This window comes from Lysobacter antibioticus (assembly GCF_000731095.1).
GTDB lineage: Bacteria > Pseudomonadota > Gammaproteobacteria > Xanthomonadales > Xanthomonadaceae > Lysobacter > Lysobacter antibioticus_B.
In genome coordinates this window covers 18,646-42,021 of sequence record NZ_JMTZ01000051.1, presented here as the reverse complement: position 1 = coordinate 42,021, position 23,376 = coordinate 18,646, and the positions used below count along the sequence as shown (strand labels likewise).

At 67.7% G+C, this 23,376-nt stretch carries 26 protein-coding genes; 12 read left to right on the top strand and 14 right to left on the bottom strand.

Going from position 1 to position 23,376, the window contains the following annotated elements:
* Positions 1-265: 265 nt before the first annotated feature.
* Together EX88_RS0115580 and EX88_RS0115575 are read right to left on the bottom strand one after the other, a co-directional pair.
* Positions 266-763 (bottom strand): acyl-CoA thioesterase, encoded by a 498-nt coding sequence (locus tag EX88_RS0115580; protein ID WP_031372917.1) that lies wholly within the window; start codon positions 761-763, stop codon positions 266-268.
* Positions 760-1,368, bottom strand: coding sequence for an NADPH-dependent FMN reductase (locus tag EX88_RS0115575; protein ID WP_031372916.1), 609 nt, complete (start codon positions 1,366-1,368; stop codon positions 760-762). The genes EX88_RS0115580 and EX88_RS0115575 overlap by 4 nt, the downstream gene beginning before the upstream one ends.
* A gap of 116 nt (positions 1,369-1,484) precedes the next feature.
* Between EX88_RS0115575 and EX88_RS0115570 the strand changes: the two genes are divergently transcribed.
* Entirely contained in the window at positions 1,485-1,898 is a 414-nt protein-coding gene (locus tag EX88_RS0115570; RefSeq protein WP_031372915.1) for a hypothetical protein, read from the top strand.
* Positions 1,895-2,338, top strand: a complete 444-nt coding sequence (locus EX88_RS0115565; RefSeq protein WP_031372914.1) for a hypothetical protein — start codon at positions 1,895-1,897, stop codon at positions 2,336-2,338. Before EX88_RS0115570 ends, EX88_RS0115565 begins: the two co-directional genes overlap by 4 nt.
* Before the next feature lie 96 nt (positions 2,339-2,434).
* On the opposite strand, the gene EX88_RS0115560 is transcribed toward EX88_RS0115565, so the two are convergent.
* Positions 2,435-3,859 (bottom strand): M16 family metallopeptidase, encoded by a 1,425-nt coding sequence (locus EX88_RS0115560; protein ID WP_152566300.1) that lies wholly within the window; start codon positions 3,857-3,859, stop codon positions 2,435-2,437.
* A gap of 12 nt (positions 3,860-3,871) precedes the next feature.
* Positions 3,872-5,284, bottom strand: coding sequence for a M16 family metallopeptidase (locus EX88_RS0115555; protein ID WP_031372912.1), 1,413 nt, complete (start codon positions 5,282-5,284; stop codon positions 3,872-3,874).
* 204 nt (positions 5,285-5,488) lie between these two features.
* Between EX88_RS0115555 and EX88_RS0115550 the strand changes: the two genes are divergently transcribed.
* Positions 5,489-5,977 carry an NUDIX hydrolase gene (locus tag EX88_RS0115550; RefSeq protein WP_031372911.1) on the top strand — a complete coding sequence of 163 codons (489 nt, stop codon included), beginning with the start codon at positions 5,489-5,491 and terminating at the stop codon, positions 5,975-5,977.
* Positions 5,978-5,993: 16 nt separating this feature from the next.
* Here the strand turns inward: EX88_RS0115550 and EX88_RS0115545 are convergent, their stop codons facing one another.
* The 5 genes from EX88_RS0115545 to EX88_RS0115525 all read right to left on the bottom strand — a co-directional run bounded on the left by EX88_RS0115545 (position 5,994) and on the right by EX88_RS0115525 (position 9,827).
* The gene (locus tag EX88_RS0115545) at positions 5,994-6,707 is read right to left on the bottom strand and encodes a hypothetical protein (protein WP_031372910.1); all 714 of its coding nucleotides are present in this window, start codon (positions 6,705-6,707) and stop codon (positions 5,994-5,996) included.
* Positions 6,708-6,764: 57 nt separating this feature from the next.
* Positions 6,765-7,202, bottom strand: coding sequence for a GNAT family N-acetyltransferase (locus tag EX88_RS0115540; RefSeq protein ID WP_051885173.1), 438 nt, complete (start codon positions 7,200-7,202; stop codon positions 6,765-6,767).
* Positions 7,203-7,263: 61 nt separating this feature from the next.
* A complete protein-coding gene (locus tag EX88_RS0115535; RefSeq protein ID WP_152566299.1) occupies positions 7,264-7,845 on the bottom strand; it encodes a hypothetical protein in 582 nt (193 codons plus the stop codon).
* A 54-nt stretch (positions 7,846-7,899) separates the two neighbouring features.
* On the bottom strand, positions 7,900-9,225 hold the full coding sequence (locus tag EX88_RS0115530) for a dicarboxylate/amino acid:cation symporter (RefSeq protein ID WP_031372907.1): 1,326 nt from the start codon (positions 9,223-9,225) through the stop codon (positions 7,900-7,902).
* A 176-nt stretch (positions 9,226-9,401) separates the two neighbouring features.
* The gene (locus EX88_RS0115525) at positions 9,402-9,827 is read right to left on the bottom strand and encodes an ArsR/SmtB family transcription factor (protein ID WP_081931062.1); all 426 of its coding nucleotides are present in this window, start codon (positions 9,825-9,827) and stop codon (positions 9,402-9,404) included.
* A gap of 116 nt (positions 9,828-9,943) precedes the next feature.
* Here EX88_RS0115525 and EX88_RS0115520 point away from each other — a divergent pair, with 116 nt between their 5' ends.
* The 3 genes from EX88_RS0115520 (at position 9,944) to EX88_RS0115510 (ending at position 13,939) form a co-directional block, all read left to right on the top strand.
* Complete coding sequence (locus EX88_RS0115520) at positions 9,944-10,720, top strand: SDR family oxidoreductase (protein WP_031372905.1); 777 nt, start codon at positions 9,944-9,946, stop codon at positions 10,718-10,720.
* A gap of 136 nt (positions 10,721-10,856) precedes the next feature.
* Positions 10,857-12,029 carry an MFS transporter gene (locus EX88_RS0115515; RefSeq protein WP_031372904.1) on the top strand — a complete coding sequence of 391 codons (1,173 nt, stop codon included), beginning with the start codon at positions 10,857-10,859 and terminating at the stop codon, positions 12,027-12,029.
* A 200-nt stretch (positions 12,030-12,229) separates the two neighbouring features.
* Positions 12,230-13,939, top strand: a complete 1,710-nt coding sequence (locus tag EX88_RS0115510) for an alkaline phosphatase (RefSeq protein ID WP_031372903.1) — start codon at positions 12,230-12,232, stop codon at positions 13,937-13,939.
* Positions 13,940-14,274: 335 nt separating this feature from the next.
* On the opposite strand, the gene EX88_RS0115505 is transcribed toward EX88_RS0115510, so the two are convergent.
* Complete coding sequence (locus EX88_RS0115505) at positions 14,275-14,697, bottom strand: CopD family protein (protein ID WP_031372902.1); 423 nt, start codon at positions 14,695-14,697, stop codon at positions 14,275-14,277.
* 143 nt (positions 14,698-14,840) lie between these two features.
* Between EX88_RS0115505 and EX88_RS0115500 the strand changes: the two genes are divergently transcribed.
* From EX88_RS0115500 to EX88_RS0115485, 3 genes are all read left to right on the top strand, one after another.
* The gene (locus EX88_RS0115500; protein ID WP_031372901.1) at positions 14,841-15,449 is read left to right on the top strand and encodes a class I SAM-dependent DNA methyltransferase; all 609 of its coding nucleotides are present in this window, start codon (positions 14,841-14,843) and stop codon (positions 15,447-15,449) included.
* 192 nt (positions 15,450-15,641) lie between these two features.
* Positions 15,642-16,886, top strand: coding sequence for a polyhydroxyalkanoate depolymerase (locus EX88_RS0115495; protein WP_031372900.1), 1,245 nt, complete (start codon positions 15,642-15,644; stop codon positions 16,884-16,886).
* A 548-nt stretch (positions 16,887-17,434) separates the two neighbouring features.
* Positions 17,435-17,827, top strand: coding sequence for a hypothetical protein (locus tag EX88_RS0115485; protein ID WP_031372899.1), 393 nt, complete (start codon positions 17,435-17,437; stop codon positions 17,825-17,827).
* A gap of 321 nt (positions 17,828-18,148) precedes the next feature.
* On the opposite strand, the gene EX88_RS0115480 is transcribed toward EX88_RS0115485, so the two are convergent.
* Entirely contained in the window at positions 18,149-19,078 is a 930-nt protein-coding gene (locus EX88_RS0115480) for a sensor domain-containing protein (RefSeq protein WP_031372898.1), read from the bottom strand.
* Positions 19,075-19,440, bottom strand: a complete 366-nt coding sequence (locus EX88_RS0115475; protein WP_031372897.1) for a PadR family transcriptional regulator — start codon at positions 19,438-19,440, stop codon at positions 19,075-19,077. The genes EX88_RS0115480 and EX88_RS0115475 overlap by 4 nt, the downstream gene beginning before the upstream one ends.
* A 176-nt stretch (positions 19,441-19,616) precedes the next feature.
* Between EX88_RS0115475 and EX88_RS0115470 the strand changes: the two genes are divergently transcribed.
* Positions 19,617-20,078: a DUF1579 family protein gene (locus tag EX88_RS0115470; protein WP_051885172.1), complete on the top strand. Its 462-nt coding sequence runs from the start codon at positions 19,617-19,619 to the stop codon at positions 20,076-20,078.
* A 14-nt stretch (positions 20,079-20,092) separates the two neighbouring features.
* The gene (locus tag EX88_RS0115465) at positions 20,093-21,055 is read left to right on the top strand and encodes a peptidylprolyl isomerase (protein WP_152566297.1); all 963 of its coding nucleotides are present in this window, start codon (positions 20,093-20,095) and stop codon (positions 21,053-21,055) included.
* 92 nt (positions 21,056-21,147) lie between these two features.
* Here EX88_RS0115465 and speG read toward each other — a convergent pair whose 3' ends face one another.
* Positions 21,148-21,732 (bottom strand): spermidine N1-acetyltransferase, encoded by a 585-nt coding sequence (speG, locus tag EX88_RS0115460; protein WP_031372894.1) that lies wholly within the window; start codon positions 21,730-21,732, stop codon positions 21,148-21,150.
* Positions 21,733-21,879: 147 nt separating this feature from the next.
* Between speG and EX88_RS0115455 the strand changes: the two genes are divergently transcribed.
* Complete coding sequence (locus tag EX88_RS0115455; protein WP_031372893.1) at positions 21,880-22,176, top strand: hypothetical protein; 297 nt, start codon at positions 21,880-21,882, stop codon at positions 22,174-22,176.
* A 62-nt stretch (positions 22,177-22,238) separates the two neighbouring features.
* Here EX88_RS0115455 and EX88_RS0115450 read toward each other — a convergent pair whose 3' ends face one another.
* A complete protein-coding gene (locus EX88_RS0115450; protein WP_081931058.1) occupies positions 22,239-23,084 on the bottom strand; it encodes a DUF4349 domain-containing protein in 846 nt (281 codons plus the stop codon).
* Positions 23,085-23,376: the final 292 nt, after the last annotated feature.

The following is a 23,376-nucleotide window of genomic DNA, read 5'->3' as shown; positions in this document are numbered from 1 at the left end:
GGGCCAGCAAAAGAAAGTAACCCGGCCGCGTCAGCGGACGGAAGCTTTAGATGTTGACGTTGTTTCATCGCTCTGCGGCAAGGTACGCAACAACTGCGAGCTGCGCGGTCGCGACTTGCGTCGCTCCTACCCGGCGACAGTTCGTGGCTTCGATCGGCAACGACGGCAGTAAAGATTCTGCGCGTCCCTCGGTCGCGACTCACGTCGCTCCTACACAAGCCCAGAGCTCCTACACAAGCCCGGGCCCGAGCGCAGCGGGCGAACCTCACCCCTCGTGCACGTACCGTTCCACCGTCGCCTCGATCCCCTTGCTCAACTCCATCACCTTGAGCGCGTACTCGGCCAGACGCTTGTCGTCCTCGGTCACCGGGGTCCACGACGGCACCGGGGTCGGTTTGCCTTCGACCTGGTCCATGGCGACGAACACGATCACGCAGTGGGTGCACAGGCGCTCTTCGGGCTCGCCGTCGTCCAGGCCCGGGTCGCGGGCCTTCACGTCGACCGCGAAGTGCATGCTGCTGGTGCCGGTGTGGATCAACTTGGTGTGCACGGTGACCAGGTCGCTGATCCGGATCGGGGCGACGAAGCGGATGCCGCCGACGGCGACGGTCACGCTGTACTTGCCGCTCCAGCCGACTGCGGCAGCGTAACCGGCCTGGTCGATCCATTTCATGACCATGCCGCCGTGGACCTTGCCGCCATAGTTGACGTCGGTCGGTTGCGCCAGGAAGCGCAGGTTCAATTCGCGTTGCTGACCTTTCATGCCGGAGCTCCCTGGTAGACCTTGAGGTGGCGCACCACGGCGGCGCCGACGCGATGCACGGCGTCGCGCTGGCGCTCGTCGTTCAACTGGCCGAAATCGGTGAGCTTGTCGGCGGCCTGGCCGACCGCAACCTGCTGCGGCACCACGATCAGGCCGAGTTTGGCCAAGGCGTCGCGCAACACCAGCAGCGAACGCAGTCCGCCGAGGGGACCGGGCGACGCCGAAACGATGCCGGCGACCTTGTCGGCGAACAGGGCGGTGCCGGAACGGCCGTCGGCGAGCGGACGCGAGATCCAGTCGAGGGTGTTCTTGACCAGGGCCGGCATCGAGCCGTTGTACTCGGGCGTGCTGATCAGCAGGCCGTCGTGTTCGGCCAGCAAGGCCTGCAGGCGGCGCGCGTGCTCGGGCATGGCCTCGGCTTCGATGTCGCCGTCGTAGATCGGCAAGGGGTAGTCGCGCAGTTCGATCAGGGTGACTTCGGCGCCGGCGGTGCGCGCGCCTTCGGCCAACACCGGGATCAGGCGGCGGTTGTAGGAGCCCGCGCGCAGGCTGCCGGCGAAGGCGAGCAGACGCACCGGCGAGACGGCGGGATTGGCTGGGGGCATGGAGGGGCTCCGTGGCGAGGCGCCGATTATGCGCGACGCGCCGCAACGGCGGGAGCTTGAAACCCGGCGTCCGTGGGGCGATGCTCCGCGCATCCGATCCGGGGAGGGACGGAACCATGATTCGCACGATTTTGGCGGTGATCGTCGGCATGCTGGCGGCGATGGCGACTATGCACTTGTTCGAGTTCGGCTCGGCCCGCCTGCATCCGTTCGCGCCCGGCACCGATCCGCGCGATCCCGTCGCGCTGGCCGCGCACGTGGCGGCCGCGCCGTTCTCGGCCATGGCCCTGGTCGTGGCCGGCTGGGTCGTGGGTGCTTTCGATGGCGGCCTGGTCGCGGCGCTGATCGCGCGCCGCCACCGCCGCGGCGCCGCGCTTACGGTCGGCGCCCTGATCGTCGCCAGCGTGATCGCGGTGTCGATGATGTTCGCGCATCCGCTGTGGATGACCGTCGCCGGACTGCTGTTGCCTTTGCCGGCCAGCTGGCTCGGCGCCTTTTTGATCGCAAGACCTGAACGGGCGACCGCATGAAACAAGTGTTCTACGGCTTCGGCATCTTCGTCGTCGCCTTCCTGATCGGCGCCGGCCTCGCCCGCTTCGGCGCGCCCGGCGACGACACCGCCATGCTGATCGGCGGCGGCATGCTCGCGGTCGGCCTGGTGCTCGGCTACAAGGCGCTGGAAGCGGTTGCGCTGCTGTTCGCGCCGGTCGTACTCGCGCGCATGGCGGTGCGCTGGGCCGCCACCGGCAGCCCCGTCCCTCGCGACCAGCGCGGCGAGCGCGGGGTGTGGCTGGCGCGGCTGATCTTCATCCCCTTGTACGGGGCGTATTCGCTGGTCACCGGCGCCGTCGTCGGCGCGTTTCCGGGCGGCTACGGCCTGTTCCTTACCGGCTTGCTGTACGGCGTGGTCGGGCTGGTCTTCGCCGGCCTCGCCATCGGCGTGGTGCTGAAATGGTTCGGCGAGAACTGAGCGCCGTCGGCTCGACATCCGGACCACAAGCTTCCAAAACGACGAAGCCCCGGCCGCGAACGGCCGGGGCTAGTTGTTGGCGACGATGGGCCGGGCTTACTTCTCCAGCTTGAACTCGCCGTATTCCTTGAGCTGGCCCTCGACCGCCTTGTAATCGCCGACCACGACGATCGACTGGTCCTTGGAGGCGTAGTACTTCTTCGCCATCGCCTGGACCTGCTCGGCGCTGATCGCGCGGATCTTCGGCACGTACTCGCCGAGGAATTCCGGCGGCAGGCCGTACAGCCAATTACTCGCCAACGAGGCCGCGACCGAGCTCTGCAGCTGGTTGCCGATCAGATAACCGCCGGCGACGTAGCGCTTGGTGTCTTCGAGCTCCTGCGCCGGCACCGGGTAGTCGTTGATGCGGCCGAATTCGTAGATGAATTCGCCGATCGCCTTGCCGGTGACTTCGTTGCGGACGTCGGCCGAGGCCTGGATGCTGCCGCCGTCGCGCAAGGCGTTGAGGCCGCCGCGCGCGCCGTAGGTATAGCCCTTGTCTTCGCGCAGGTTCTGCATCAGGCGGCTGCTGAAACCGCCGCCGAGCACGATGCCGGCCAACTGCGCCGGCAGGTAGTCGGCATCGGTCGCGGCGATCGCCGGACGCCCCAGGCGCACCGCCGACTGCACGCTGCCGTCGCGCTGCACGAAGATGCGCTGCGGGTCAGCGCTGGCGCGCGCCGGTGCGGTGTCGGCGATGGCTTCGCCGCTGGCCTTCCACTGGCCGAAGGCGGCTTCGGCGAGCTTGAAGCCCTCCTCCGCGCCGATCCGGCCGGTGACGATCAACAAGGCGCGGTCCGGACGGAAACGGCGCACGTGTTCGGCGCGCACTTTCTCGGCGGTGACCGCGCCGATCGCCGCTTCGGTGGGCTGGCTGCGTGCGTAAGGGTGATCGCCGTAGGTCGCCTTCAGCAAGGCACGCGTGGCCTTGAAGCTCGGCTGCGCCTGCGACACCTTCAAGCCTTGCAGGGCGTTGGCCTGGGCGAGCTTGACCTCGGCATCGGGGAAGTTCGCCTGCTGCGCCACTTCCGACAGCAGCCGGATCATCGGCTCGGCCTGCGAGGGCAAGGCGTTGGCGCTGAGCAGCACGCCGTCGTTGAGTGCGTTCGCGCCGATCGCGCCGCCGTAGCCCTGCGCAGCCTCGGCGATCGCCTTGGCGTTGCGCTTGGCCGTGCCCTGGGTCAGCAGGCCGGCATACAACGAAGCGAAGCCCGAGGCGTCGGGGCCGTCGCTGGCATAGCCGGCGCTACGCACCGCGAGTGCGTAATCGACGCGCGGCAGGCCCTTGCGCGGCACCACCCAGACTTGCAGGCCGTTGGCGAGGGTCTTCTGGGCGATCTGCGGCACCGGCAGGGCCTTGTCGGCGGCCAGCGGCGGCAGTTGCTGGGGCAGCTTGGCGGCGGGGCCGGCGACGGCGGTGCCGACCGCGCAGACCAGGGCCAACGAGGTCGACAGGGCGAGCAGATTGTTATGGATTCTCATGTCGTCTCCTCCTCAGTTCGTCGCCGACGGCGCGGCCGCGCCGGGCTTCGCGGCCGGCGCCGCCATCGCGACCGGCTTGCGGTCGATCACGGTGCGGTTGGCGCGGGTCAGATAGGTCTTGGCGACGCGCTGCAGATCGGCCGAGGTCACGCCTTCGATCCAGCCGGGGATCTTGTTGACCACGTTGGCGTCGCCCCACAGGGTCTGCATGCGCGCGACGGTGTCGGCGCGTTCGATGTAGCTTTCCAGGCCGTTGTACCAATCGGCGAGCATGTGGGTCTTGACCCGCTTCAGAGTGACCGCATCGACGCCGTCGCGGGCGACCTTCGCCACTTCCTCGTCGATCGCGGCGAGCACCGCATCGGCGTTGGTGTCGGGCTTGTACAACGCGAACAGGGTGAACAAGGTCGGGCCGTTATAGGTCCAGGGGTCGGTCAGGCCGTACAGCGCGTCGATGTTGAGCGCGATCTGGCGCTGCTTGACCAGGCCCTGGTACAGGCGCGAGGCCTCGTCGCCGGCGAGCAGGCTGCCGAGCACCGCCATCGGCGCGTGGTCGCGGCTGCCGCGGGTCGGCATCTTCCAGGCCGCGGCGATCGCCGGCACCTGCGCCAACGCATCGGTCTGCTCGATGCGCTTCTCCTTGGTGTTGAGGCCCTCGGCGAAATCCGGCGGCGGCGGGGTCGGACGCCCCGGGATCGCGCCGAAATACTTGTCGGCGAGCTTGAAGGCGTCTTCCGGGGTGATGTCGCCGGCGATGCCGAGCACGGCGTTGTTGGGGCCGTAGTAGTCGCGGTGGAAGGAGCGCACGTCCTCGAGGCTGGCGTTCTCCAGATCCTGGAAGCTGCCGTAGCCGTCGTGGTTGTTCTCCCACTTCTGGAATGCGTGCTGGCCGATGTCGATCCACATGAAGCCGCCGTAGGGCTGGTTCTTCACGTTGACCCGGATCTCTTCCTTGACCACGTCTTGCTGGTTCTTCAGCGTGGTCGGGTTGAAGTCCAGGGTCTTCATGCGGTCGGCTTCGAGCCACAGGATGCGGTCGAGTGCCGAGACCGGCGCGACTTCGATGTAATTGGTGAAATCGGCGCGGGTGGAACCGTTGTTGCGTCCGCCGCCGCCGCTGATGACCTGGTCGAACACGCCCTTCGGCGCGACCGGCGTGCCCTGGAACATCAAGTGCTCGAACAGGTGGGCGAAGCCGGTGCGGTTCTTCGGCTCCAGCCGCATGCCGACGTGATAGACCACGCTGACGCCGACGGTCGGCGAGTTGTGGTCTTGCGAGACGACCACGGTCAATCCGTTGTCGAGTTTCTTGACCGCAACCGGCAACTGCCAGCGATCGCTCTCGGCCGCGTGCGCAGTGGCGAACGCGGCGGTCGTGATCGTGGTCAGACCGGCCAGCAGCACGCAGAGGTGAGGCTTGCGCATGGGAATCTCCCTGTCCTGTCGAATGAGTCCGTCGGCCGTCGCGGGACCGCTGCTGCGACGCGCCGGAGGCTCCGGCACCCTAACCCGGGAAGGGCCCGCCGATACGGGTCGAAAGTCACGTAGGGGGATCGACGGCGCTGGTCGTTGCGGGGCGAATCGCCGACACTGTGCGGCCCGCGCCCCTGCTCCGCCGACCCCCCGCCGATGCCGTATACGCCTATCGTGGCCACCCTGGGCTACGTGATTTCGCCCGATGGCCGCCAAGTCCTGATGGTCCACCGCAACGCGCGCCCCGACGACCATCAGCTGGGCAAGTACAACGGCCTGGGCGGCAAGCTCGAAGCCGACGAGGACGTGGTCGCCGGCATGCGCCGCGAGATCTTCGAGGAAGCCGGGATCGACTGCACCGCGATGAACCTGCGCGGCACCATCAGCTGGCCCGGCTTCGGCAAGCACGGCGAGGACTGGCTGGGCTTCGTCTTCACCATCACCGCCTTCGAGGGCACGCCGTTCGCGAGCAATGCCGAAGGCGCGCTGGACTGGGTGCCGATCGAGCGCCTGCACGAACTGCCGATGTGGGAAGGCGACCGCGAGTTCCTGCCGCTGGTGTTCGACGCCGACCCGCGCCCCTTCCACGGGGTGATGCCTTATCGCGACGGGCGCATGCAGTCATGGAAGTTCTCGCGGGTTTGAGGGCGGCCGGTCCGCCTCAAGCGCCGTCGAGCCGCCGCTCGATCTCGTGCCACGACACTTCCCAGACCTCGCCGTGCTCCGGCCAGCACTCCACCTGCGCGGGCAGCTCGCCCTGCGGGCTCTTATCGAAGGGCTCGCCATCGAACTCGAACGAAAACACGTGCGCCGAAACCGGCGCGCGGCGCAGCGTCGCGCGGCGGCAGGGGGTCATCGGGCTGCTCAAGGGATCGCCATCGTCCATGGCGATGCGCAGACTGTCGTAGTCGTAGACTGCCAGGCAACGACCGGCATCGATCTTGAGCAGGTAGACCAGGCCGCCGCCGTGCTCGGGCTCGGCCAGCGACTTGCATTCGCTGAACTCGTAGTGCTCCTCGTTCACCGTCCCCGCCCGCATATCGGCCCGATAACGCTCGCGGGACACGCCACGCGTGCGGCTCAGCCTGCGGCCGTGGCGCCAGGCGTACACCGCGCAGCCCAGCGCGATCGCGACTGCACAAACCAGAATCGCGAAGGAAGCGTAGTCGTCGCCCCAGGCCCCGGCGCCGAACAACCTCCGCGCCACCCAGCCCGCGCCCATGATGAGCAAGGCCATCGCCAAGCTCAGCGACGCCGTCGCGACCACCCAGCTCTCAAACGCGGTCTTGACCGGTGTGGGCCCAGCCCGGCTCAGCGACGCCAGCTCGCTCAGTTCCGCGTCCGTCATCGGCCGCGATACGATTTCCACCGACATCCGCTCCTCCTGAGACGCCTTGTCCGGCGCTGGTCCTCGAACGCTTGCCGTCGACGCTCAGCCTGCGCTGCGTGCGCCGACCACATATTCCATGTTCACCGCATGCGGTGCGCTCTCGGCGAAACCGTACTTGGCGTAGAGATGCCGGGCGTCGCCGTCGGCGACCAGGGTCACGAATGCGGAAGGCTCGGCATTCGCGCGCAACCAGGCGTCGAGCGCGTCGAGGATGCGCCGGCCCAATCCGCGCCCTTGCAGGTCCGGCGTCACCGCGATGTCGACCACGCTGTAGAAACAACCGCCGTCGCCGATGATGCGGCCCATGCCGACCACCTGCCCTTCGCGCAACAGGCTGACCCCGTACAAGGTGTTCGGCAGGCCGCGCGCCGCTGCCTGCGGCGTGCGCGGCGACATGCCGGCGAGGATACGCAAACGGCAGTAGTCCTCGATCTGCGGGAAGATTTCGACCAGTTCGATCGCGGGTAATTCGAAGGTCATGCCGACCTCCTTCGCTGTGCAGGCCGCCAGTATCTTCGATCCGGCCGACGAACGCGCCGGCTTATCCGCCGACCCGCACCGAGCCTTTGCCGTCTTCCTGCTCGAACACGAAGCTGAAGGCCAGGCTCACCGCGACCGCTTCTTCGCGGCCGCTGACGCAGCCCTGCTCGTCGATCGGTCGCGCACCGGGATAGACGCAGCGGAACGCCGGGTCGAAACGCCATTGCGCCACCGCATTGCGCGCGGCCTCGACGAAACGCGGGTCGGTCTGGGCCGGGCGCGGGCAACCGCTGGCGGCATCGTCGATCGGCTGGCTGTCCATGACCTTGCCGTCCTCGCCGATGGCCACGCGCAGGCAGATGGTTTGCGGCGGCAGGCGCTGGGCCAGCAGCACCGGCGGATACAGCGGATTGGGATTGCCGTATTCGGCCAGGGGCATCTGGAAGGTTTCGTTGTCGGCCAGTTGCATGCGCTCGCTGGCCGGCATCAGCTTGTCGATCGAGCGCACGCCGACCTGGCCGCTGCGGCCGGTCTGTTCGGCCTCGGGCAGGTTCGGGTGCGTCGCGCACGCCGCCAGCAGGCTCGAAGCCAACAGCAGCGACGGCCACCGGAACGCGCTCGCGAACCCCAGGGCCGCTACCACTCTGCCTACACGCTTGTTTCGACGCCTCGCACCCTGCATGGCCTTCGTCCTCGCTCAGGCTTTGCTTTCTTCCTCGATCCCGACATTGGTCGGCGCCGCGTCGTAGACCGCCTTGTCGAGCAGGCCGGTCTCCTTGGCCACCAGCACCGGCACCAGCATTTGCCCGGTCACGTTGGTCATGGTCCGCATCATGTCGAGCACGCGGTCGATCGCATACAGATAGCCGATGGTCTCCAGCGGCAGGCCGGCGGCGCTGAGCACCACGGTGGCCATGATCACCGCCGTGCCGGGCACGCCGGCGGTGCCGAAGCTGCCGAGCACCGAGGCGATCATGACGATGAAGTACTGGTCGGCGGTCAGCGGCGTGCCGGTGTACTGGGCGATGAACACCGCGCACAGGGCCGGATAGATCGCGCCGCAGCCGTCCATCTTGATGCTGGCGCCCAGCGGCGAGGCGAACGCCGCATAGTCTTTATTGACGCCGAGGTTGTGGGTGATCGAACGCATCGCCACCGGCATCGCGGCGAAGCTCGACGAACTTACGAACGCCACCTGCATGCCGGGCGCGGCGCCGCGGAAGAACTTCAAGGGGTTCAGCCCGTGCGCGAGCAGCAGGCCGCTGTAGACCACGACGATGTGCAGGGCGCAGGCCAGGTACAGGGCGAACACGAAATTGCCCAGCGGCAGCAGCTTCTCGAAACCGTAGGCGCCGACCAGCGCGGCGATCAGGCCGAAGGTGCCGATCGGGGTGACTTCGAGCACGAAGCGGGTGACCTGGATCATCAGGTCGCTGGTCTCGCCGACCAGCTTGCGCACCCCGGCGACCTTCTCGCCTAGCTTGACCATCGCGAAGCCGAGCAGGCCGGCGAAAAAGATCACTGGCAGGATCGAGCCCTTGCCGGCCGCGAGCACGGTCTCGCCGGCGGCGTTCTTGGTCGCGCCGATGCCGGTCAGGGCGTAGAACGGATTGCTCGGCACCACGTCGAGCAGCACCTTGGTCACGCTGGGCACGTCGCGCGGCTTGTAGCCGCTGTCGATCGCCAGCCCCATCACGCCGCTGCCGGGCTGTAGCACGGTGCCGACCGCCAGGCCGATGCCGACGGCGAGGACCGCGGTGACCGCGAACCACAGGAAGGTGCGTCCGCCGAGCGCGGCGATCGACTTCTGCCCATGCAGCGAGGCCACCGCGTTGATCACCGCGAAGAACACCAGCGGCACCGCGATCATCTTGATCAGGGTGACGTAAAGATCGCCGAGCGGGCCGAACCAGGTTTCAGCCGCGGGCCCGAAGGCCCAGCCGGCGAGCGCGCCGAGCACGAAGCCGCCGACCACGCGCTGCCAGAACGGAATGCGGAACCACGCGGAGAGCAAGGCGGTCATGACGGACTATCCAGAAGATTCGTCGGAAGACTCCGGCCGGACCAGCCCGGCGCGGAGCGAGCGGCACACCATAAACAGGTTCGATACGCCGCCGGCAAACCCTAGCGCATAAGCCGGCAACGAAATTTCATGAAGAGCGACCGCTTCGGCAAAACAGCGCGACGCAGTCCGCGCTTTCATGCTCGGGCCTTCGCCGGCGGCGTGCGCGAAGCGTCGGCGCGGCGTCCGCGCGCAGGCGCCTTGGCCACCGGCTTCGGCGCAGGTTTGGCCGGCGGCTTCCTGGCCGGCTGCGAGCCGCCGGCACCGGCCAGGATCGCCCGCAGCAGGCCGGGGAAACGCCGTTCGAGATCGTCGCAGCGCAGGGTGTTGAGATACTGCGTTCCGGATTTGACCGTGTTGACCAGGCCGGCCGAACGCAGCACGTCGAAGTGCCGCGACAAGGTCGCGCGCGGCAGGTCTTCGCCGATGCAGGCGCCGACGCAGGACACCGGATGGTCGCGGCTCAGCGAGCGGACGATGCCCAGGCGCACCGGATCGGCCAGCGCATACAGCACGCTGGTCATCTCGATGTCGTCGATGGCGGGGTGATGCAGGGGTCTCATGGCGACAGCTTGCAACAAGCCGAGGCCTGCTGCTATGGTTTCCATTGTTCCGAATATCGGAACAACAGAATAACACATCGCCCTCCCCAGCCGCCCCTCCTCTCCGGACACCCGACATGAGCACGCTTTCCAGCAACCCCCTGCACGGCAAGACCGCGTTCGTGACCGGCGCCAGCCGCGGCATCGGCCGCGCCATCGCCCTGCGCCTGGCCCGCGACGGCGCCCATGTCGCGATCAACTACGGCGCCTCGCGCGACGAAGCCGAGGCGGTGGCCGCCGAGATCCGCGCCCTCGGCGTGCAGTCGGTCGCCATCGGCGCCGACCTGGGCTCGGTCGCCTCGATCGTCCAGGCCTATGTCGAACTCGATCGTTTCCTGCTCGACGCCAACGGCCGGCCCGGCTTCGACATCCTGGTCAACAACGCCGGCGTCGCCGTGGCCGCCACACCGGCCGACACCACCGAGGCGCAGTTCGACCGCCTGTTCGACGTCAACGTCAAAGGCGTGTTCTTCGCCATCCAGCAGGCCGCGCCGCGCCTCAACGAAGGCGGCCGCATCGTCAACATCTCCTCGCTGTCGACCCGCGTCGCCACCCCGGGCCTGGCCGCCTACGCCGCCAGCAAGGGCGCGCTGGAAACCCTGACCCTGCAGCTCGCGCCCGAGTTCGCCGCGCGCGGCATTACCGTCAACAACGTCTCGCCCGGCGCCATCGAAACGGTCATGAACACCTTCCTGCAGGACGAGGCCGGCCGCGCGGCGATTTTGCAGAGCCAGGCGATCGGGCGAGTGGGTCAACCGGAGGACATCGCCGATGCGGTAGCCTTCGTCGCCTCGCACGACGGCCGCTGGCTCACCGGCACCACGCTCGATGCCAGCGGCGGCAGTCATTTGTAAGCCGCCGGGAATGGGGAATCGGGAATAGGGAATCGCAGAAGCGGTTCCGCAACAATCCGTACTTTCGCCCCGCCTTTCTCGCTTTCGCTGTTCTTGCTCGTCCCATTCCCTATTCCCGATCCCCGATTCCCGCCCAATGAACAAACCCCTGTTTTCTCTCCTGCTCGGCGCCTTCGCGCTCGGCTCGGCCGAATTCGGCACGGTCGGGCTGATTCCGTCGCTGAGCCATCAACTGCACCGCAGCAGCGACGAGCTCGGGTGGCTGGTGGCGATCTACGCCATCGGCGTGACCATCGGCGCGCCGCTGCTGACTCGGTTGCTGCAGCGTTACGACGCCCGCCTGACACTGGCGGTGTCGATGGCCCTGGCCGGCGTGTTGACCGTGCTCGCTTCGGCCAGCGAGCACTTCGGCCTGCTGCTGGTCGCGCGGCTGTTGCTCGGCGCCAACCACGGCCTGTTCTTCTCGCTGGCGATGCCGCTGGCCGGCAAGCTCAGCCCACGCTCGACCATCGAGGGCATGTCCCAGGTGGTGTCCGGCCTGACCATCGCCATCGTGTTGAGCATTCCGATCATGGGATTCGTCAGCGATCACTACCACTGGCAAGCGACGTTCTGGCTGCTCGGCGCGAGCTATTTCATCGCCGCGGCGGCGATGTGGCGCTGGATCCCGGCGCGCGCCGGCGCGCGCGAGGCCGCTGCGCAGCAGGTCGGTTTCGTCGAAGTGATCTCCAACCCGCGCGTGCTGTCGGCGCTGATGAAGATCGTGCTGCTGTTCGGCGGTTACTTCATCGCCTACACCTATCTGCCCAAGCTCATCATCGATTCGCTCGGCTACAGCCAGGACACCGCCAACCTGCTGCTGTTGCTGTTCGGCATCGGCGTGGTGCTGGGCAACCACGTCGGCGGTATCGCCGCCGCGCGTTTTGGCGTATCGCGCACGATCGGCTTCAACTACGCCCTGATCGCGGCGCTGTTCCTGGCGATCTATTTCCTGATCGGCCTGCCCTCGGCGGCCTACGCCGGCATCCTGGTGCTTGGTTTGTTCGCGATGAGCGCGACGCCGTCGCTCGGCCACTACGGCATCGAAGTGTCGCGCCGGCTGATCCCGGGTTCGGCCGAGATCGCCTCCAGCCTGACCGTGTCGGGCTACAACATCGGCATCGCCCTGGGTTCGTTGATCGGCGGCGTGGTGCTGCGGCAGGTCGGCCTCAACCAGATCCTGGTAGTCGCCGCGTTCGTGATCGGGCTCGGGTTGGTGGTGAATTTCCTCGAGCACCGCTCGGACCTGCGGCTGGGACAGGCTATTTGAAGCTAGAAGTGAGTGGGTAGGAGTGAGGAGTGAGCGAAGGCAACGGCGTTGCTCCGGCCCTTACTCACTCCTCACTCCTCGCTCCTGCTTACCCGCCCCCCGCTCCCGCCTGTTCCCGCAAAGCGACGCCCGGGTGCCAGCGCCGCGCCGTCACAGACCCGGGGCATAATCGCCGGCTAGTCATCCCAAGCCGGCCGTCCATGTCCAAGCTGCGTTCCGCTTCCGTCCTTCTCGTTCCCGCGCTGCTCAGCGCCTGCGCCGCATCGGCGCCCACGCGCGCCGATGCGCCCGCGGCACACGGCGTCGCCATCGACGTCCCCGCGATCCAGCATCCGCAGGGCGAGACGCCGGCCTGGTGGTATCGCGACGGCGCCGCCCAGGCCGCGCAACGCGGCGCCAGCGGCGGCCAGGCCAAGAACGTGATCCTGTTCGTCGGCGACGGCATGAGCCTGACCACGGTCGCCGCCGCGCGCATCCTCGCCGGCCAGCTCAAGGGCGCGCCCGGCGAAGAGAACCGCCTGAGTTGGGAACGCTTCCCCGCGACCGCGCTCAGCAAGACCTACAACACCGACTCGCAGACGCCCGATTCGGCCGGCACCATGAGCGCGATGGCCACCGGGGTGAAGACCCGCGCCGGCGTGCTCAGCATCGGCCAGCAGGCCGCGCGCGGCGATTGCGCCGGCGCATTGGCGGCACCGATGCTGACCCTGTGGGAACTCGCCGCGAGCAGCGGCCTGGCCACCGGCGTGGTCACCACCACCCGCGTCACCCATGCCACCCCTGGCGCGACCTTCAGCCATTCGGCCGATCGCAACTGGGAAAACGACATGGACCTGCCGGAGAAAGCCAAGGCCGAAGGCTGCGCCGACATCGCCCGGCAGATGATCGAATCGCCCTACGGCACCGGCCCGGACGTGTTGCTCGGCGGCGGCCGCGGCAACTTCATGACCGCCGAACAGCGCGACCCCGAGTACGACGACAAGGTCGGCCAGCGCCTCGACGGCCGCGATCTGGTCGCGACCTGGAAGCAGCGCCACCCCGGCGGCAGCTATGTCTGGAACGCCAAGCAATTCGCCGCGGCGCCGAAGGACCAGCCGCTGTTCGGCCTTTTCGAGCCCGACCACATGCAGTTCTCGCACGACCGCCCGCAGGACGGCGCCGGCGAACCCTCGCTGGCGGAGATGACCACCGCGGCGATCGAACGCCTCAAGCGCATCAAGGGCGACAAGGGCTTCGTGCTGTTGGTCGAAGGCGGACGCATCGACCACGCCCATCACCTCGGCAACGCCTACCGCGCCCTGACCGACACCATCGCCCTGAGCGAAGCGGTGGAGGCTGCGAACCAGGCGACTTCGGCCGACGACACCCTGATCCTAGTCACCGCCGACCACTCGCATACCTTGAGCTTCGTCGGCTACCCGGTGCGCGGCAACCCGATGCTCGGCAAGGTGCGCGGCAGCAGCGGCGAAGAAGGCGACCCGGGCGACTACGCCCGCGACGCGCTCGGCATGCCCTACACCACCCTCAGCTACAGCAACGGCCCCGGCTACGTCGGCGCCAGCGCGCAGCAACCGGAAGGTCCGCACCGTTATCCGCACACCGTCAGCGGCACGCAGATGGCCGAGAAGGGCCGCCCGGACCTGAGCAAGGTCGACACCGCGCATCCGGACTACATGCAGGAAGCGCTGGTGCCGACCAACGCCGAGACCCATGGCGGCGACGACGTCGGCATCTGGGCGCGCGGCCCCGGCAGCGACGCCGTGCGCGGCAGCGTCGAGCAGAACACGATCTACCACTTCATGCTGCAGAGCATGCCGAAGCTGCGCGCGGCGTTGTGCGCGAAGGGCGATTGCGACGCGAACGCGATTCCGCTGGCGCTGCCGAAAGCGGACGATTTCAAGAATCGTTGAAGCATTCGCGTTAGAGCAAATCCCCCCTGCCCCCCTTTTCCAAAGGGGGGGAACAGCAAAAGCAAGGGCTGAACGTAGGCCCCGAACACTCTCTGCCATCGCAGACTCCCATCGCCCGCTTTGAAGAAGGGGGCGAGCGCCCGACCTGAGCACGAAGCCCGATGCAGTTTCGGCGCGGGGGATTTGCCCTTCGGCGCACTGGCGAACAACAAAACGGCGACCTGCCGGCAGGTCGCCGTTTTCGTTACCAGGTCGCCAGCGTCGGCCCGCCCACGATTCCCGCTTTTACGAATCCCGCTTTTACGAATCCCGATTCCCGAATCCCCATTCCCGGCTCAAAACGGCTTAGCCAACACCAGCCAGACGATCGCGATCAGGGCGAACACCGGGATCTCGTTGAAGATGCGCAAGTTGCGCGAGGACGGCAGCGCGCGCCCCTGATCGACACCCTTGAGCCAACGGCCGGTGACGATGTAATAGGCCAGCATCACAGCGACCACGGTCAGCTTGGCGTGCAGCCAGCCGCCGCTCATGTGGAACACGAACCACAGCACGCCGCCCAGGATCGCGGCAACGCCGAACATGATGTGGCCGAAGCGGTACAGGCGCCGCCCCATCAGCACCAATCGGGCGCGCACCGCCGGCTCGTCGCCGGCTTCGGCCAGGTTGACCAGGATCCGCGGCAGGTAGAACACCGAGCCCATCCAGGCCATCACGAACACGAGATGGAAGGTCTTGGTCCACAGATAGGCATTCATGCGCGGGCGTCCTGAAGTCGGCTGGCGGTGTCGGCGGGCGGAACCGATGAAACCATCATCGAATACAACGCAGGCGCGCGTCGCACCCTGTCCGCCGGCCGGGCACGATAGGATGCCACGCTCCACGCAACGCCGATGACCCCATGAGCAAACAGTACGACCGCGACTACTTCCAGCGCTGGTACCGCGACCCGGCCCTCAAGGACCAGGCCATCGGCGGCAGCGCCCGCCTGGCGCGCAAGGTCGCGCTGGCCGTGGCCACCGCCGAGTACCACCTGGAGCGCCCGCTGCGCAGCGTGCTCGACATCGGCTGCGGCGAAGGGCCGTGGCGGGCGCCGCTGCTGAAGCTGCGGCCGCGCGCGAGCTATCTGGGTTTCGACAGCAGCGAGTACGCGATCGGCCGTTACGGCCGCAGTCGCAACCTGCATCTGGCGCGCTTCGGCGACTTCGAGTTCCTGCGCCCCTGCGCCCCGGTCGACCTGCTGATCTGCAGCGACGTGTTGCACTACCTGGACACCCGCGAACTCGACCGCGGCCTGTCCGGCCTGGCCGAACTCTGCGGCGGCGTCGCCTTCCTGGAGACCTTCAGCCGCGAGGACGGCATCGAAGGCGACACGGTCGGCTTCAAGCGCCGCCCGGCCAAGTTCTATCGCGAACGCTTCGCCGCCCAGGGCTTCGCCAGCCTGGGCTCGCACCTGTGGCTGGCGCCGGAGTTGCGCGGCGGCACCGCGGCATTGGAAACCGCCGAGTAAGCCCACAAACCGCGACGCCGCGGCGTCTCAGCGCATCCTGGAACGCGGGTCGCACTCGCTAAGGCCATTCACGCGACCGCCGTCCCAATCCGCTATGCTGCGGCGCAGCAAACCACCCGGGCCGGAGCCTCGACGCTCCGGCCTCAGGCCGTACCGCCACAGTCGTAACGTCACAGAGAGTCCCATCCGATGCTGCTTTATCAGATGCATGAACTCGGCCGTGCCTGGATGGCGCCGATGACCTACTGGGCCGAAGCCGGCGCGAAGATGTTCGCCGCGCCCGGCAGTTGGCTTTCGGCCGTGCCCGGCGCCTCGCGCCTGGCCGCCGGTTACGAACTGCTGTACCGGGTCGGCAAGGATTACGAGAAGCCCGAGTTCGGCATCCACTCCATCCAGATCGACGGCAACGCCTATCCGGTGATTGAGCGCGAGATGCAGCGCAAGCCGTTCTGCCGGCTGCTGCGCTTCAAGCGCTATGCCGACGATGCCGACAACATCGCCGAGCTCAAGGACGATCCGCCGGTGCTGGTGGTCGCGCCCTTGTCGGGCCACCACAGCACTCTGCTGCGCGACACGGTCAAGACCCTGCTGCGCGATCACAAGGTCTATATCACCGACTGGGTCGACGCGCGCATGGTGCCGGCCGAGGACGGCGCCTTCACCCTCGATGACTACGTCGCCTACATCCAGGATTTCATCCGCCTGATCGGCGCCGACACCCTGCACGTGATCAGCGTGTGCCAGCCGACCGTGCCGGTGCTCGCCGCGGTCTCGCTGATGGCCGCGCGCGGCGAAGCCACGCCGCGTTCGCTGGTGATGATGGGCGGCCCGATCGACACCCGCGAAAGCCCGACCCAGGTCAACGACCTCGCCGTGCACAAGCCGCTGTGGTGGTTCGAAGGCAATTTGATCCATCACGTGCCGGCCAATTTCCCCGGCCGCGGCCGCCGCGTCTATCCGGGCTTCCTGCAGCACGGCGGTTTCGTCGCGATGAATCCCGAGCGGCATTTCCAGTCGCACTGGGATTTCTACCAGGACCTGGTCAAGGGCGACCTCGAAGACGCCGACTCGCACCGCCGTTTCTACGACGAATACAACGCCGTGCTCGACATGCCGGCCGAGTACTACCTCGACACCATCCGCGTGGTGTTCCAGGAGCACCTGTTACCGCGCGGGCTGTGGGACGTCGCCGGCGAACGGGTGAATCCGGGCGCGATCAAGAACACCGCCCTGCTGACCATCGAAGGCGAACTCGACGATATTTCCGGCCAGGGCCAGACCCGCGCGGCGCACACGCTGTGCACCGGCGTGGCCGAAGCCGACCGCGAGCACCTGACCATCCTCGGCGCCGGCCATTACGGCATCTTCAGCGGCCGCCGCTGGCGCGAGCAGGTCTATCCGCAGGTGCGCAAGTTCATCGCCAAGTACGCGGCGTGAGCTTTCCCGCGCCATAGCGCGCACAGCCGCCGCAACCCGAGCCCGATGCCATGCATCGGGCTTTTTTTATCCGTGAACCCGGCCGATCCGCACGGAAAAACTGTCGACTGGGTAGCAAACGCAGCCGTCCCCGCGAGGACCCGGCGAATTTTGCGGATACATTCGGCGCTGAAGCCCGCCGAAGGATCGCCGCGCCCGCCGCCGAATGCCGCTTGAACGTCGCCGCCGCATCGAGTCGGCTCGAACGCATCCGCTCGGACGAATCGGTTCGAACTGATCAGGACCACGCGAACCGGCCACGCCGTTCGCGACACGCCAGGAAGGCCCATGCCGCATCGCATCGTTATCTCGTCATCGCCCGCCGCAGCGCCGAGGCCTGCGCGTCGCGTTGCGTTGCCTCATCCATCGACCTCATCGCAAGCGCGATCGCCGACTGCGATCGCAGGCCCCTACGTCCCGTCGCAAGCATCGGCGCTCTGCCGCGCTCTTGCCCCGGATCGTGCTTCACCCCTCGACTCGTTCCATTGCCCCGGCTCAAGGAGAACCGCATGAAACTCGCCACCGTTTCCGCCGTCCTGTCCGCCCTGATGCTGTGCTCGGGTGCGGCTTCCGCCGCCACCGCGGCCTGCCAGTCTTCGCGTATCCAAGTCGAAATCAGCCACATCCAGCGCGTACAGGCCTGCACCACGCAAGGCCCGAACAGCCCGATCTGCCAGCAGCGCCAGCAGGTCGAGAACGTCTATTGGCAGGTGATGGATGCGCAATGCCCGGCACCGACGCCGCAGTGCTCGGTCAACCGGCAGATCTACAACGTCGTTTCGCAGCAACGCGCGATGAAGTGCCAGCAGGCCGGCTCGTCGACCGACCCGGTCTGCCAGGCCGCGATGCAGCAGGAACAGGCCAGCTTCCTGCAGGTCAAGGTGAACTGCTTCATGCAGTGATACGCAGCCTGGCCCCGTCTCACATCGCCCCCGTTGGATAGGGGGCAAGCGCCCGACACGGCACGAAGCCCGATGCAGTTTCGGCGCGGGGGATTTGCCGTTCAGCGCGATGCGCGCAGCCAAGCAAAAGCAAATCCCCCCTTCCCCCTTTTCCAAAGGGGGGAACAGCGACAGCAGCGACGAAGGCCAGCAGCTCAGCGCGTTCGGCGGTAGGTACACACCACAACGACGAAGCCGGCCCTCGGGCCGGCTTCGTCTGGTTCGACTCTCGCAGCGATCGAAGATCGCCGATCGCGGCGGCGACTGCCGTTTCCCCTGCTCTCAGCCCAAGCGCACCAGCAGGTGCTTGGCGATCTGGCCGTGGAACTTGCCGACGAAGCGTGCGACGTGCAGGGTCGCGAACAGCAATGCCACGCCGATCAACATCGCCACCGGCCACGACCACGGTTCCCAGGCCATGAACACGTCGTAGCCATCGAACTGCACCGTGCCGATGCCCAACAGCCGCAGCAGCGGGAAGAAGATCAGCGACAGCGAGACGCTCAGGCCGGTCACCGCGACGGTGAAGTAAGCGATGCCCAGCGGCAGCATCAGCAGCATGTAAATCAGCGTGGTCCAGGTGCGCGGATCGGCGAACATGTCCTTGATGCGTTCCAGGAGCGGCCGTTCGCGGTTGTGGTACAGCGGCCGGCGCGGCATGCGTTCGCCGAGCATGACCTCGACCAGGCGGCCTTCGACCAGCGACAGGATCCGCACCGAGCCCAGGAACAGAATCAGCAGCGGCACGCCGATGATCAGGACCAGCAGGCCCAGCGACAGCGACACGCCGACATTGACCCAGGTGAAGTAGAAGATGCCGGTCGCCAGCGAGAACAGCATGTAGAACAGCGCGGCGTAGGTGCGCGGTTCGGCGGCGACGCCGAAGAACCGCCCAAGCGGCGACTGGCGCGGCTTCGGTGCCGGCGGGCGCAACGCGGTCTGCACCTTGACCTCGGTGTCGCGATAGATATCGGCGACTTCGTCGGGCGCGCCGTAGCTGCCGGCGACCGCGGCGATCACTTCGGCCTCGCTCTGGCCCGGGTTCTCGGCCATCTCCGAGCGCAAGTATTCCTCGGCGTCGTACAGCGCGTCCTGGATCAGCGCCTTGTCGGCGCCGGCCAGAGCCGCGCGCAGGCGATCGAGGTAGTCCGGTATCGACTGCGGCAGTGCGCTGTCGGGGCGGGCGAAGGAACCGGTGGCGGTGGTGTTCATAGTGCTAGCCCCTGAAGGACGGAATCGACGGAATCGCGGGTGGCGCGCCAGGCCATGACCCATTCGCGCAGCACGGACAGTCCGGTTTCGGTGATGCGGTAATAGCGGCGCGGCGGACCGGTCACCGAGGGCTCGACGTGGCTGTCGAGCAGGCCGCCGGCGCCGAGGTTGCGCAACACCGGGTACAGCGCGCTCTGTTTGCCGCTGAGCACGCCCTCGCCTTCGCGCTCCAGGCGCTTGGCGATCTGGTAGCCGTACATCGGCTCGGCGGCCGAGGCCAATACCGCCAACAGGGCCAGCGAGACGGTGCCGGCACTGAGCTCTTTCTGGAACTTTCGCAGTTGGTTATCGAAGTCGGTCATGTCGCTCTCCGCTATCGTTGAGGTCAGACTAGTACGAAGTTCGGTATAGCGAATGTGCCGATAGTCACCAGGACGAGGCGCAGGGCCGCTTTCGGCTCGTGGAGCTGGGGTACGCTGCGGCGACCCGGCCGCACCGCCCGGCCCGACGACATCCTCGATGAGGTCATGCAGACGCCATGGAATCGCCCCGCCCCGACCCTGCCCAGCTCGCCCTGCTGCACCGCCTCGCCGGCGCCTGGTCCGGGCCCGAACGCAACGCCGACCCCACCGGCGCGGCGGCCGCCTCGGTCGGCCATGGCGATTACCGGGTCGCCCTCGACGGCGGCGCGCTGATCCAGGACTACCGCCAGGAACGCAACGGCACGACCGTGTTCCGCGGCCACGGCGTGTTCCTGGTCGAGCCCGGCAGCGACCAGGTGCTGTGGTGGTGGTTCGACTCGCTCGGGTATCCGGCCGCGCCGGCACGCGGGCGCTGGCACGGTGACAGCCTGTGCTTCGACCAGGTCACCCCGCGCGGCGAATCGCGCTATCGCTACGAACTCGACGGCGAGCGCCACCGCTTCGTCATCGAGAACCGCTTCCCGGGCGAAACCGACTTCGCCGAATTCATGCGCGGCGACTACACTCGCCAGCCCTGACAGGAGATCGCCCGATGCGTTCGATGCCGCAAACCGCCCTGCTGAGCCTGTTGACCGTCGCCGTGCTGCAGACTGCAGCAGCGCAGACGCCGGCGCGCCCGATGCAGGAGATCCTCGACGCCAGCCAGCCCGCCGACTGGCGCGCGCTGGACCCGAAGAACACCTTGTACGTCGAACTGCCGCGCGGCCGCGTGGTGATCGAGCTGGCGCCGCAGTTCGCGCCGGCGCACGTCGCCAACATCCGCGCCCTGGCCACCAATCAGTACTGGAACGGCCTCAGCATCAACCGCTCGCAGGACAACTACGTCGTGCAATGGGGCGATGCGAACGCCGAGGACGCAGCCCAGCGCAAGCCTTACGGCCGCGGGGTCAAGGCGAAGCTGCCGGCCGAATTCGCCCGCAAGAGCCAGGGTCTGGCGATGACCGTGCTGCCCGACGCCGACGGCTGGGCGGCCGAGGCCGGCTTCGTCGCCGGCTTCCCGGCCGCACGCGATTCGGCCACCGGTTCGAGCTGGCTCACCCATTGCTACGGCACCGTCGGCGCCGGCCGCGACATGGCCGCCGATTCCAGCAACGGCACCGAGCTGTACGTGGTGACCGGGCAATCGCCGCGCCACCTCGACCGCAACATCACCACGGTCGGGCGCGTGGTCAAGGGCATCGAGCTGCTGTCGTCGCTGCCGCGCGGCACCGGCAACCTCGGCTTCTACGAGACCCCGGCCGAGCGCACGCCGATCCGCGCGATCCGCCTGGCCGCCGACGTGCCGAAGGCCGAACGCGCCAACCTGGAAGTGCTGCGCACCGACACACCGCTGTTCGCCGAACTGGTCGAATCGCGCCGCAATCGCCGCGACGAGTGGTACAAGCAGCCGGCCGGCCACGTCAACATCTGCAACGTGCCGCTGCCGGTGCGCGAGCAGACCGCGCAGTCCGCGGCGCAGCCGTCCAAAGCGAAGGGCAAGGGCAAGAAGCGCTGAGCCCAGCGCCGCGCGCACGGCGTCGGCTTCCGCAAGATCCGGCGTCGCCCGGCGCCGGCCTCAGTCGTGTTCGGCGCCGTTCGGCGCCGGACTCAGTCCCGCTCCGGCCCGCGCGACAGCGGCTTGGCGCTGGCGCCGCGCTCCAACGCCTGCGGTTGGAACAGGCACATCCGCACCACGTCGTGGTAGCGGCCGTCGCTGAAGAATTCGTCGATCAACACGCCTTCGCGCTGGAACCCGGCCTGCTCGTAGATCGAGATGGCGCGCGAATTGTCGACGTCGACCAGCAGATAGAGCTTGTATAGATTGAGCACGCGGAAAGCGTAGTTGATCGCCATGTCGGTGGCTGCGCGCGCGTAACCGCGGCGCTGCTGCTCCGGCGAGATCATGATCAGGAATTCGGCGCGCCGGTGCAGGTGGTCGATCTCGACCAACTCGACCAGCCCGACCCGCTCTTGCGAGCTGTCCTGGACGATGAAGCGGCGCTCGGATTGGTCGTGGATATGCTTGCGGTACAGCTCTTCGAGTTCGACGAAGGACTCGTAGGGCTCCTCGAACCAATAACCCATCACGCTGCGGTTGTTGTTGAGCACGTGGACGAAATGCAGGTCGCCGCGCTCCAGCGGACGCAGGGTGACGCTCGGCGCGGGATGCTCGTCGGCGGAGGTCGTATTCATGGCCGTTACCCTACTCCACCGGCATGCAGCCGGTGTGACGTTTTACCCACGTTGCGCATCGCAATGGGCGGCCGGCGGCATCGCTTCACATCGCCTTAGCCGCCGCCTGCCTAGCCTGCCGATACCCCCCTGCGCGAAGGTTCCGCCATGCCCCTGCTCAGACTGCGCATCACCGGCAACGAGAACGACGCGCGCGCCATCGGCAACCTGCTGTCGAGCCTGGAAGGCATCGAACACGTCGAGGAAGTCGCCGACCTGATGCCGCACATGGACGACTCCGATTCCAGTTCCGCCGGCCTGCCCGACGATGCCGGCCCCGGCGTGCACGAACTTGAAGTCGACGCGCCCAACGCCTCCACCGCGAACAAGGTCCGCGAAGCGGTGGAAGCGCTGGCCTTCGACCTGGACGTGCTGGTCGAGTTCGAAACCGACGAAGAACGCTGAGCCGGCGCCTGCGCCCGTAACGGGCGCAGCTCCGGTCCGCAGGCCGGCGGCGCGCGCCGCTATCAGCCGCCTCGGGCCTTGCGGCGATTGCGCAGCGTGCGGCGGATCAGCCACACCAGCGGCAACAACACCGCCAGCAGCGGCAACAACACCGCGAAGGCGCGGATCAGGAACGCGATCACCGCCGCCACGATGCCGCCGAAATCGCGGAAGGCTTCGCCGATCTCGCTGCGGCTGGCTTGGCTGCGGGTGGTTTCGAAATCGAAGGTGACCAGTTGGGTCGAGATCCGCCGCTGCTGCTGCGCCGCTTCCTGCTGCGCGCCCTGCAGCTGCGCTTCGAGCTCGGCGATGCGGTTCGACAGGGTCAGCACGTCGGCGATCTTGAGGTCCTGGCGCTGCTGGAATTCCAACAGACGCGCATGTTCCCTCTGCAGCCGGTCGCGCAACATGGCGTTGTCGCGTACCGCCGTGGCCAGGTCGTCGGCCTGGATGCTGCGCTCGGAGATTTCCTCGCCCTTGCCGGCCAGCGCCACCAGCGGCTCGACCCCCGCCGGCACGACCCGCAGCTGCAGCATCGCGCTGGGGAAATCGCCGCCGCTCTGGCTCATGTCCAACACCGCGCAGGCGCCGAACTTGCCCGAGTCGCAAGCGGCCCGCACCGCCTGCATCTGGGTCGCGATGCGCTCGCCGGGCAGGCGCACCTGCACCCGATGTTCGTAAGCCAGCAGCACGCCGAGGTCGGCCTTGCCCGGCGACGGCGCCGAGCCGCCGGCATCGGGCTTGCCGAGGTCGGCCATCGGCACCGCGGCCGACTCCTCCATCGTCGCGGCGTTGTGCTTGCTGCAAGCGCCGAGCAGGCCCACCGCCAACGTCGCGGCCAGCAGCCGCTTCGCCAATCCATATGCCATGATCCGTTCTCCCTGTTGTCCGTGATCCGTTCGGCCCGCGCACTATGCCATCGCGGCCGGGCGCGCAGCGGGTTTCCGCTGGGCGCCGTGGTCGTAATGGCTAACGTCGCATTGCCCTGATCGGGGTTGAGCAAATCGGAGATACGGCCGAGACCTCAGGTAGATTTCGCGACGTCTCCCCCTGACCGTCACCCCCGCGCAGGCGGGGATCCAGAGACTTCAGAGCGATGCCTCGGTAAAGCCCTGGGTGTTCGGCTCCGCCGAAGTAAAGCGGAGCCCGCCTACGCGGGAA

Excerpts from the sequence above, each read along its gene's own strand:
- EX88_RS0115580 (WP_031372917.1), bottom strand. The coding sequence starts at position 763 with ATGAAAGGTCAGCAACGCGAATTGAACCTGCGCTTCCTGGCGCAACCG.
- EX88_RS0115575 (WP_031372916.1), bottom strand. The coding sequence starts at position 1,368 with ATGCCCCCAGCCAATCCCGCCGTCTCGCCGGTGCGTCTGCTCGCCTTC.
- EX88_RS0115570 (WP_031372915.1), top strand. The coding sequence starts at position 1,485 with ATGATTCGCACGATTTTGGCGGTGATCGTCGGCATGCTGGCGGCGATG.
- EX88_RS0115565 (WP_031372914.1), top strand. The coding sequence starts at position 1,895 with ATGAAACAAGTGTTCTACGGCTTCGGCATCTTCGTCGTCGCCTTCCTG.
- EX88_RS0115560 (WP_152566300.1), bottom strand. The coding sequence starts at position 3,859 with ATGAGAATCCATAACAATCTGCTCGCCCTGTCGACCTCGTTGGCCCTG.
- EX88_RS0115555 (WP_031372912.1), bottom strand. The coding sequence starts at position 5,284 with ATGCGCAAGCCTCACCTCTGCGTGCTGCTGGCCGGTCTGACCACGATC.
- EX88_RS0115550 (WP_031372911.1), top strand. The coding sequence starts at position 5,489 with ATGCCGTATACGCCTATCGTGGCCACCCTGGGCTACGTGATTTCGCCC.
- EX88_RS0115545 (WP_031372910.1), bottom strand. The coding sequence starts at position 6,707 with ATGTCGGTGGAAATCGTATCGCGGCCGATGACGGACGCGGAACTGAGC.
- EX88_RS0115540 (WP_051885173.1), bottom strand. The coding sequence starts at position 7,202 with ATGACCTTCGAATTACCCGCGATCGAACTGGTCGAAATCTTCCCGCAG.
- EX88_RS0115530 (WP_031372907.1), bottom strand. The coding sequence starts at position 9,225 with ATGACCGCCTTGCTCTCCGCGTGGTTCCGCATTCCGTTCTGGCAGCGC.
- EX88_RS0115525 (WP_081931062.1), bottom strand. The coding sequence starts at position 9,827 with ATGAGACCCCTGCATCACCCCGCCATCGACGACATCGAGATGACCAGC.
- EX88_RS0115520 (WP_031372905.1), top strand. The coding sequence starts at position 9,944 with ATGAGCACGCTTTCCAGCAACCCCCTGCACGGCAAGACCGCGTTCGTG.
- EX88_RS0115515 (WP_031372904.1), top strand. The coding sequence starts at position 10,857 with ATGAACAAACCCCTGTTTTCTCTCCTGCTCGGCGCCTTCGCGCTCGGC.
- EX88_RS0115510 (WP_031372903.1), top strand. The coding sequence starts at position 12,230 with ATGTCCAAGCTGCGTTCCGCTTCCGTCCTTCTCGTTCCCGCGCTGCTC.
- EX88_RS0115505 (WP_031372902.1), bottom strand. The coding sequence starts at position 14,697 with ATGAATGCCTATCTGTGGACCAAGACCTTCCATCTCGTGTTCGTGATG.
- EX88_RS0115500 (WP_031372901.1), top strand. The coding sequence starts at position 14,841 with ATGAGCAAACAGTACGACCGCGACTACTTCCAGCGCTGGTACCGCGAC.
- EX88_RS0115485 (WP_031372899.1), top strand. The coding sequence starts at position 17,435 with ATGAAACTCGCCACCGTTTCCGCCGTCCTGTCCGCCCTGATGCTGTGC.
- EX88_RS0115480 (WP_031372898.1), bottom strand. The coding sequence starts at position 19,078 with ATGAACACCACCGCCACCGGTTCCTTCGCCCGCCCCGACAGCGCACTG.
- EX88_RS0115475 (WP_031372897.1), bottom strand. The coding sequence starts at position 19,440 with ATGACCGACTTCGATAACCAACTGCGAAAGTTCCAGAAAGAGCTCAGT.
- EX88_RS0115470 (WP_051885172.1), top strand. The coding sequence starts at position 19,617 with ATGGAATCGCCCCGCCCCGACCCTGCCCAGCTCGCCCTGCTGCACCGC.
- EX88_RS0115465 (WP_152566297.1), top strand. The coding sequence starts at position 20,093 with ATGCGTTCGATGCCGCAAACCGCCCTGCTGAGCCTGTTGACCGTCGCC.
- speG (WP_031372894.1), bottom strand. The coding sequence starts at position 21,732 with ATGAATACGACCTCCGCCGACGAGCATCCCGCGCCGAGCGTCACCCTG.
- EX88_RS0115455 (WP_031372893.1), top strand. The coding sequence starts at position 21,880 with ATGCCCCTGCTCAGACTGCGCATCACCGGCAACGAGAACGACGCGCGC.
- EX88_RS0115450 (WP_081931058.1), bottom strand. The coding sequence starts at position 23,084 with ATGGCATATGGATTGGCGAAGCGGCTGCTGGCCGCGACGTTGGCGGTG.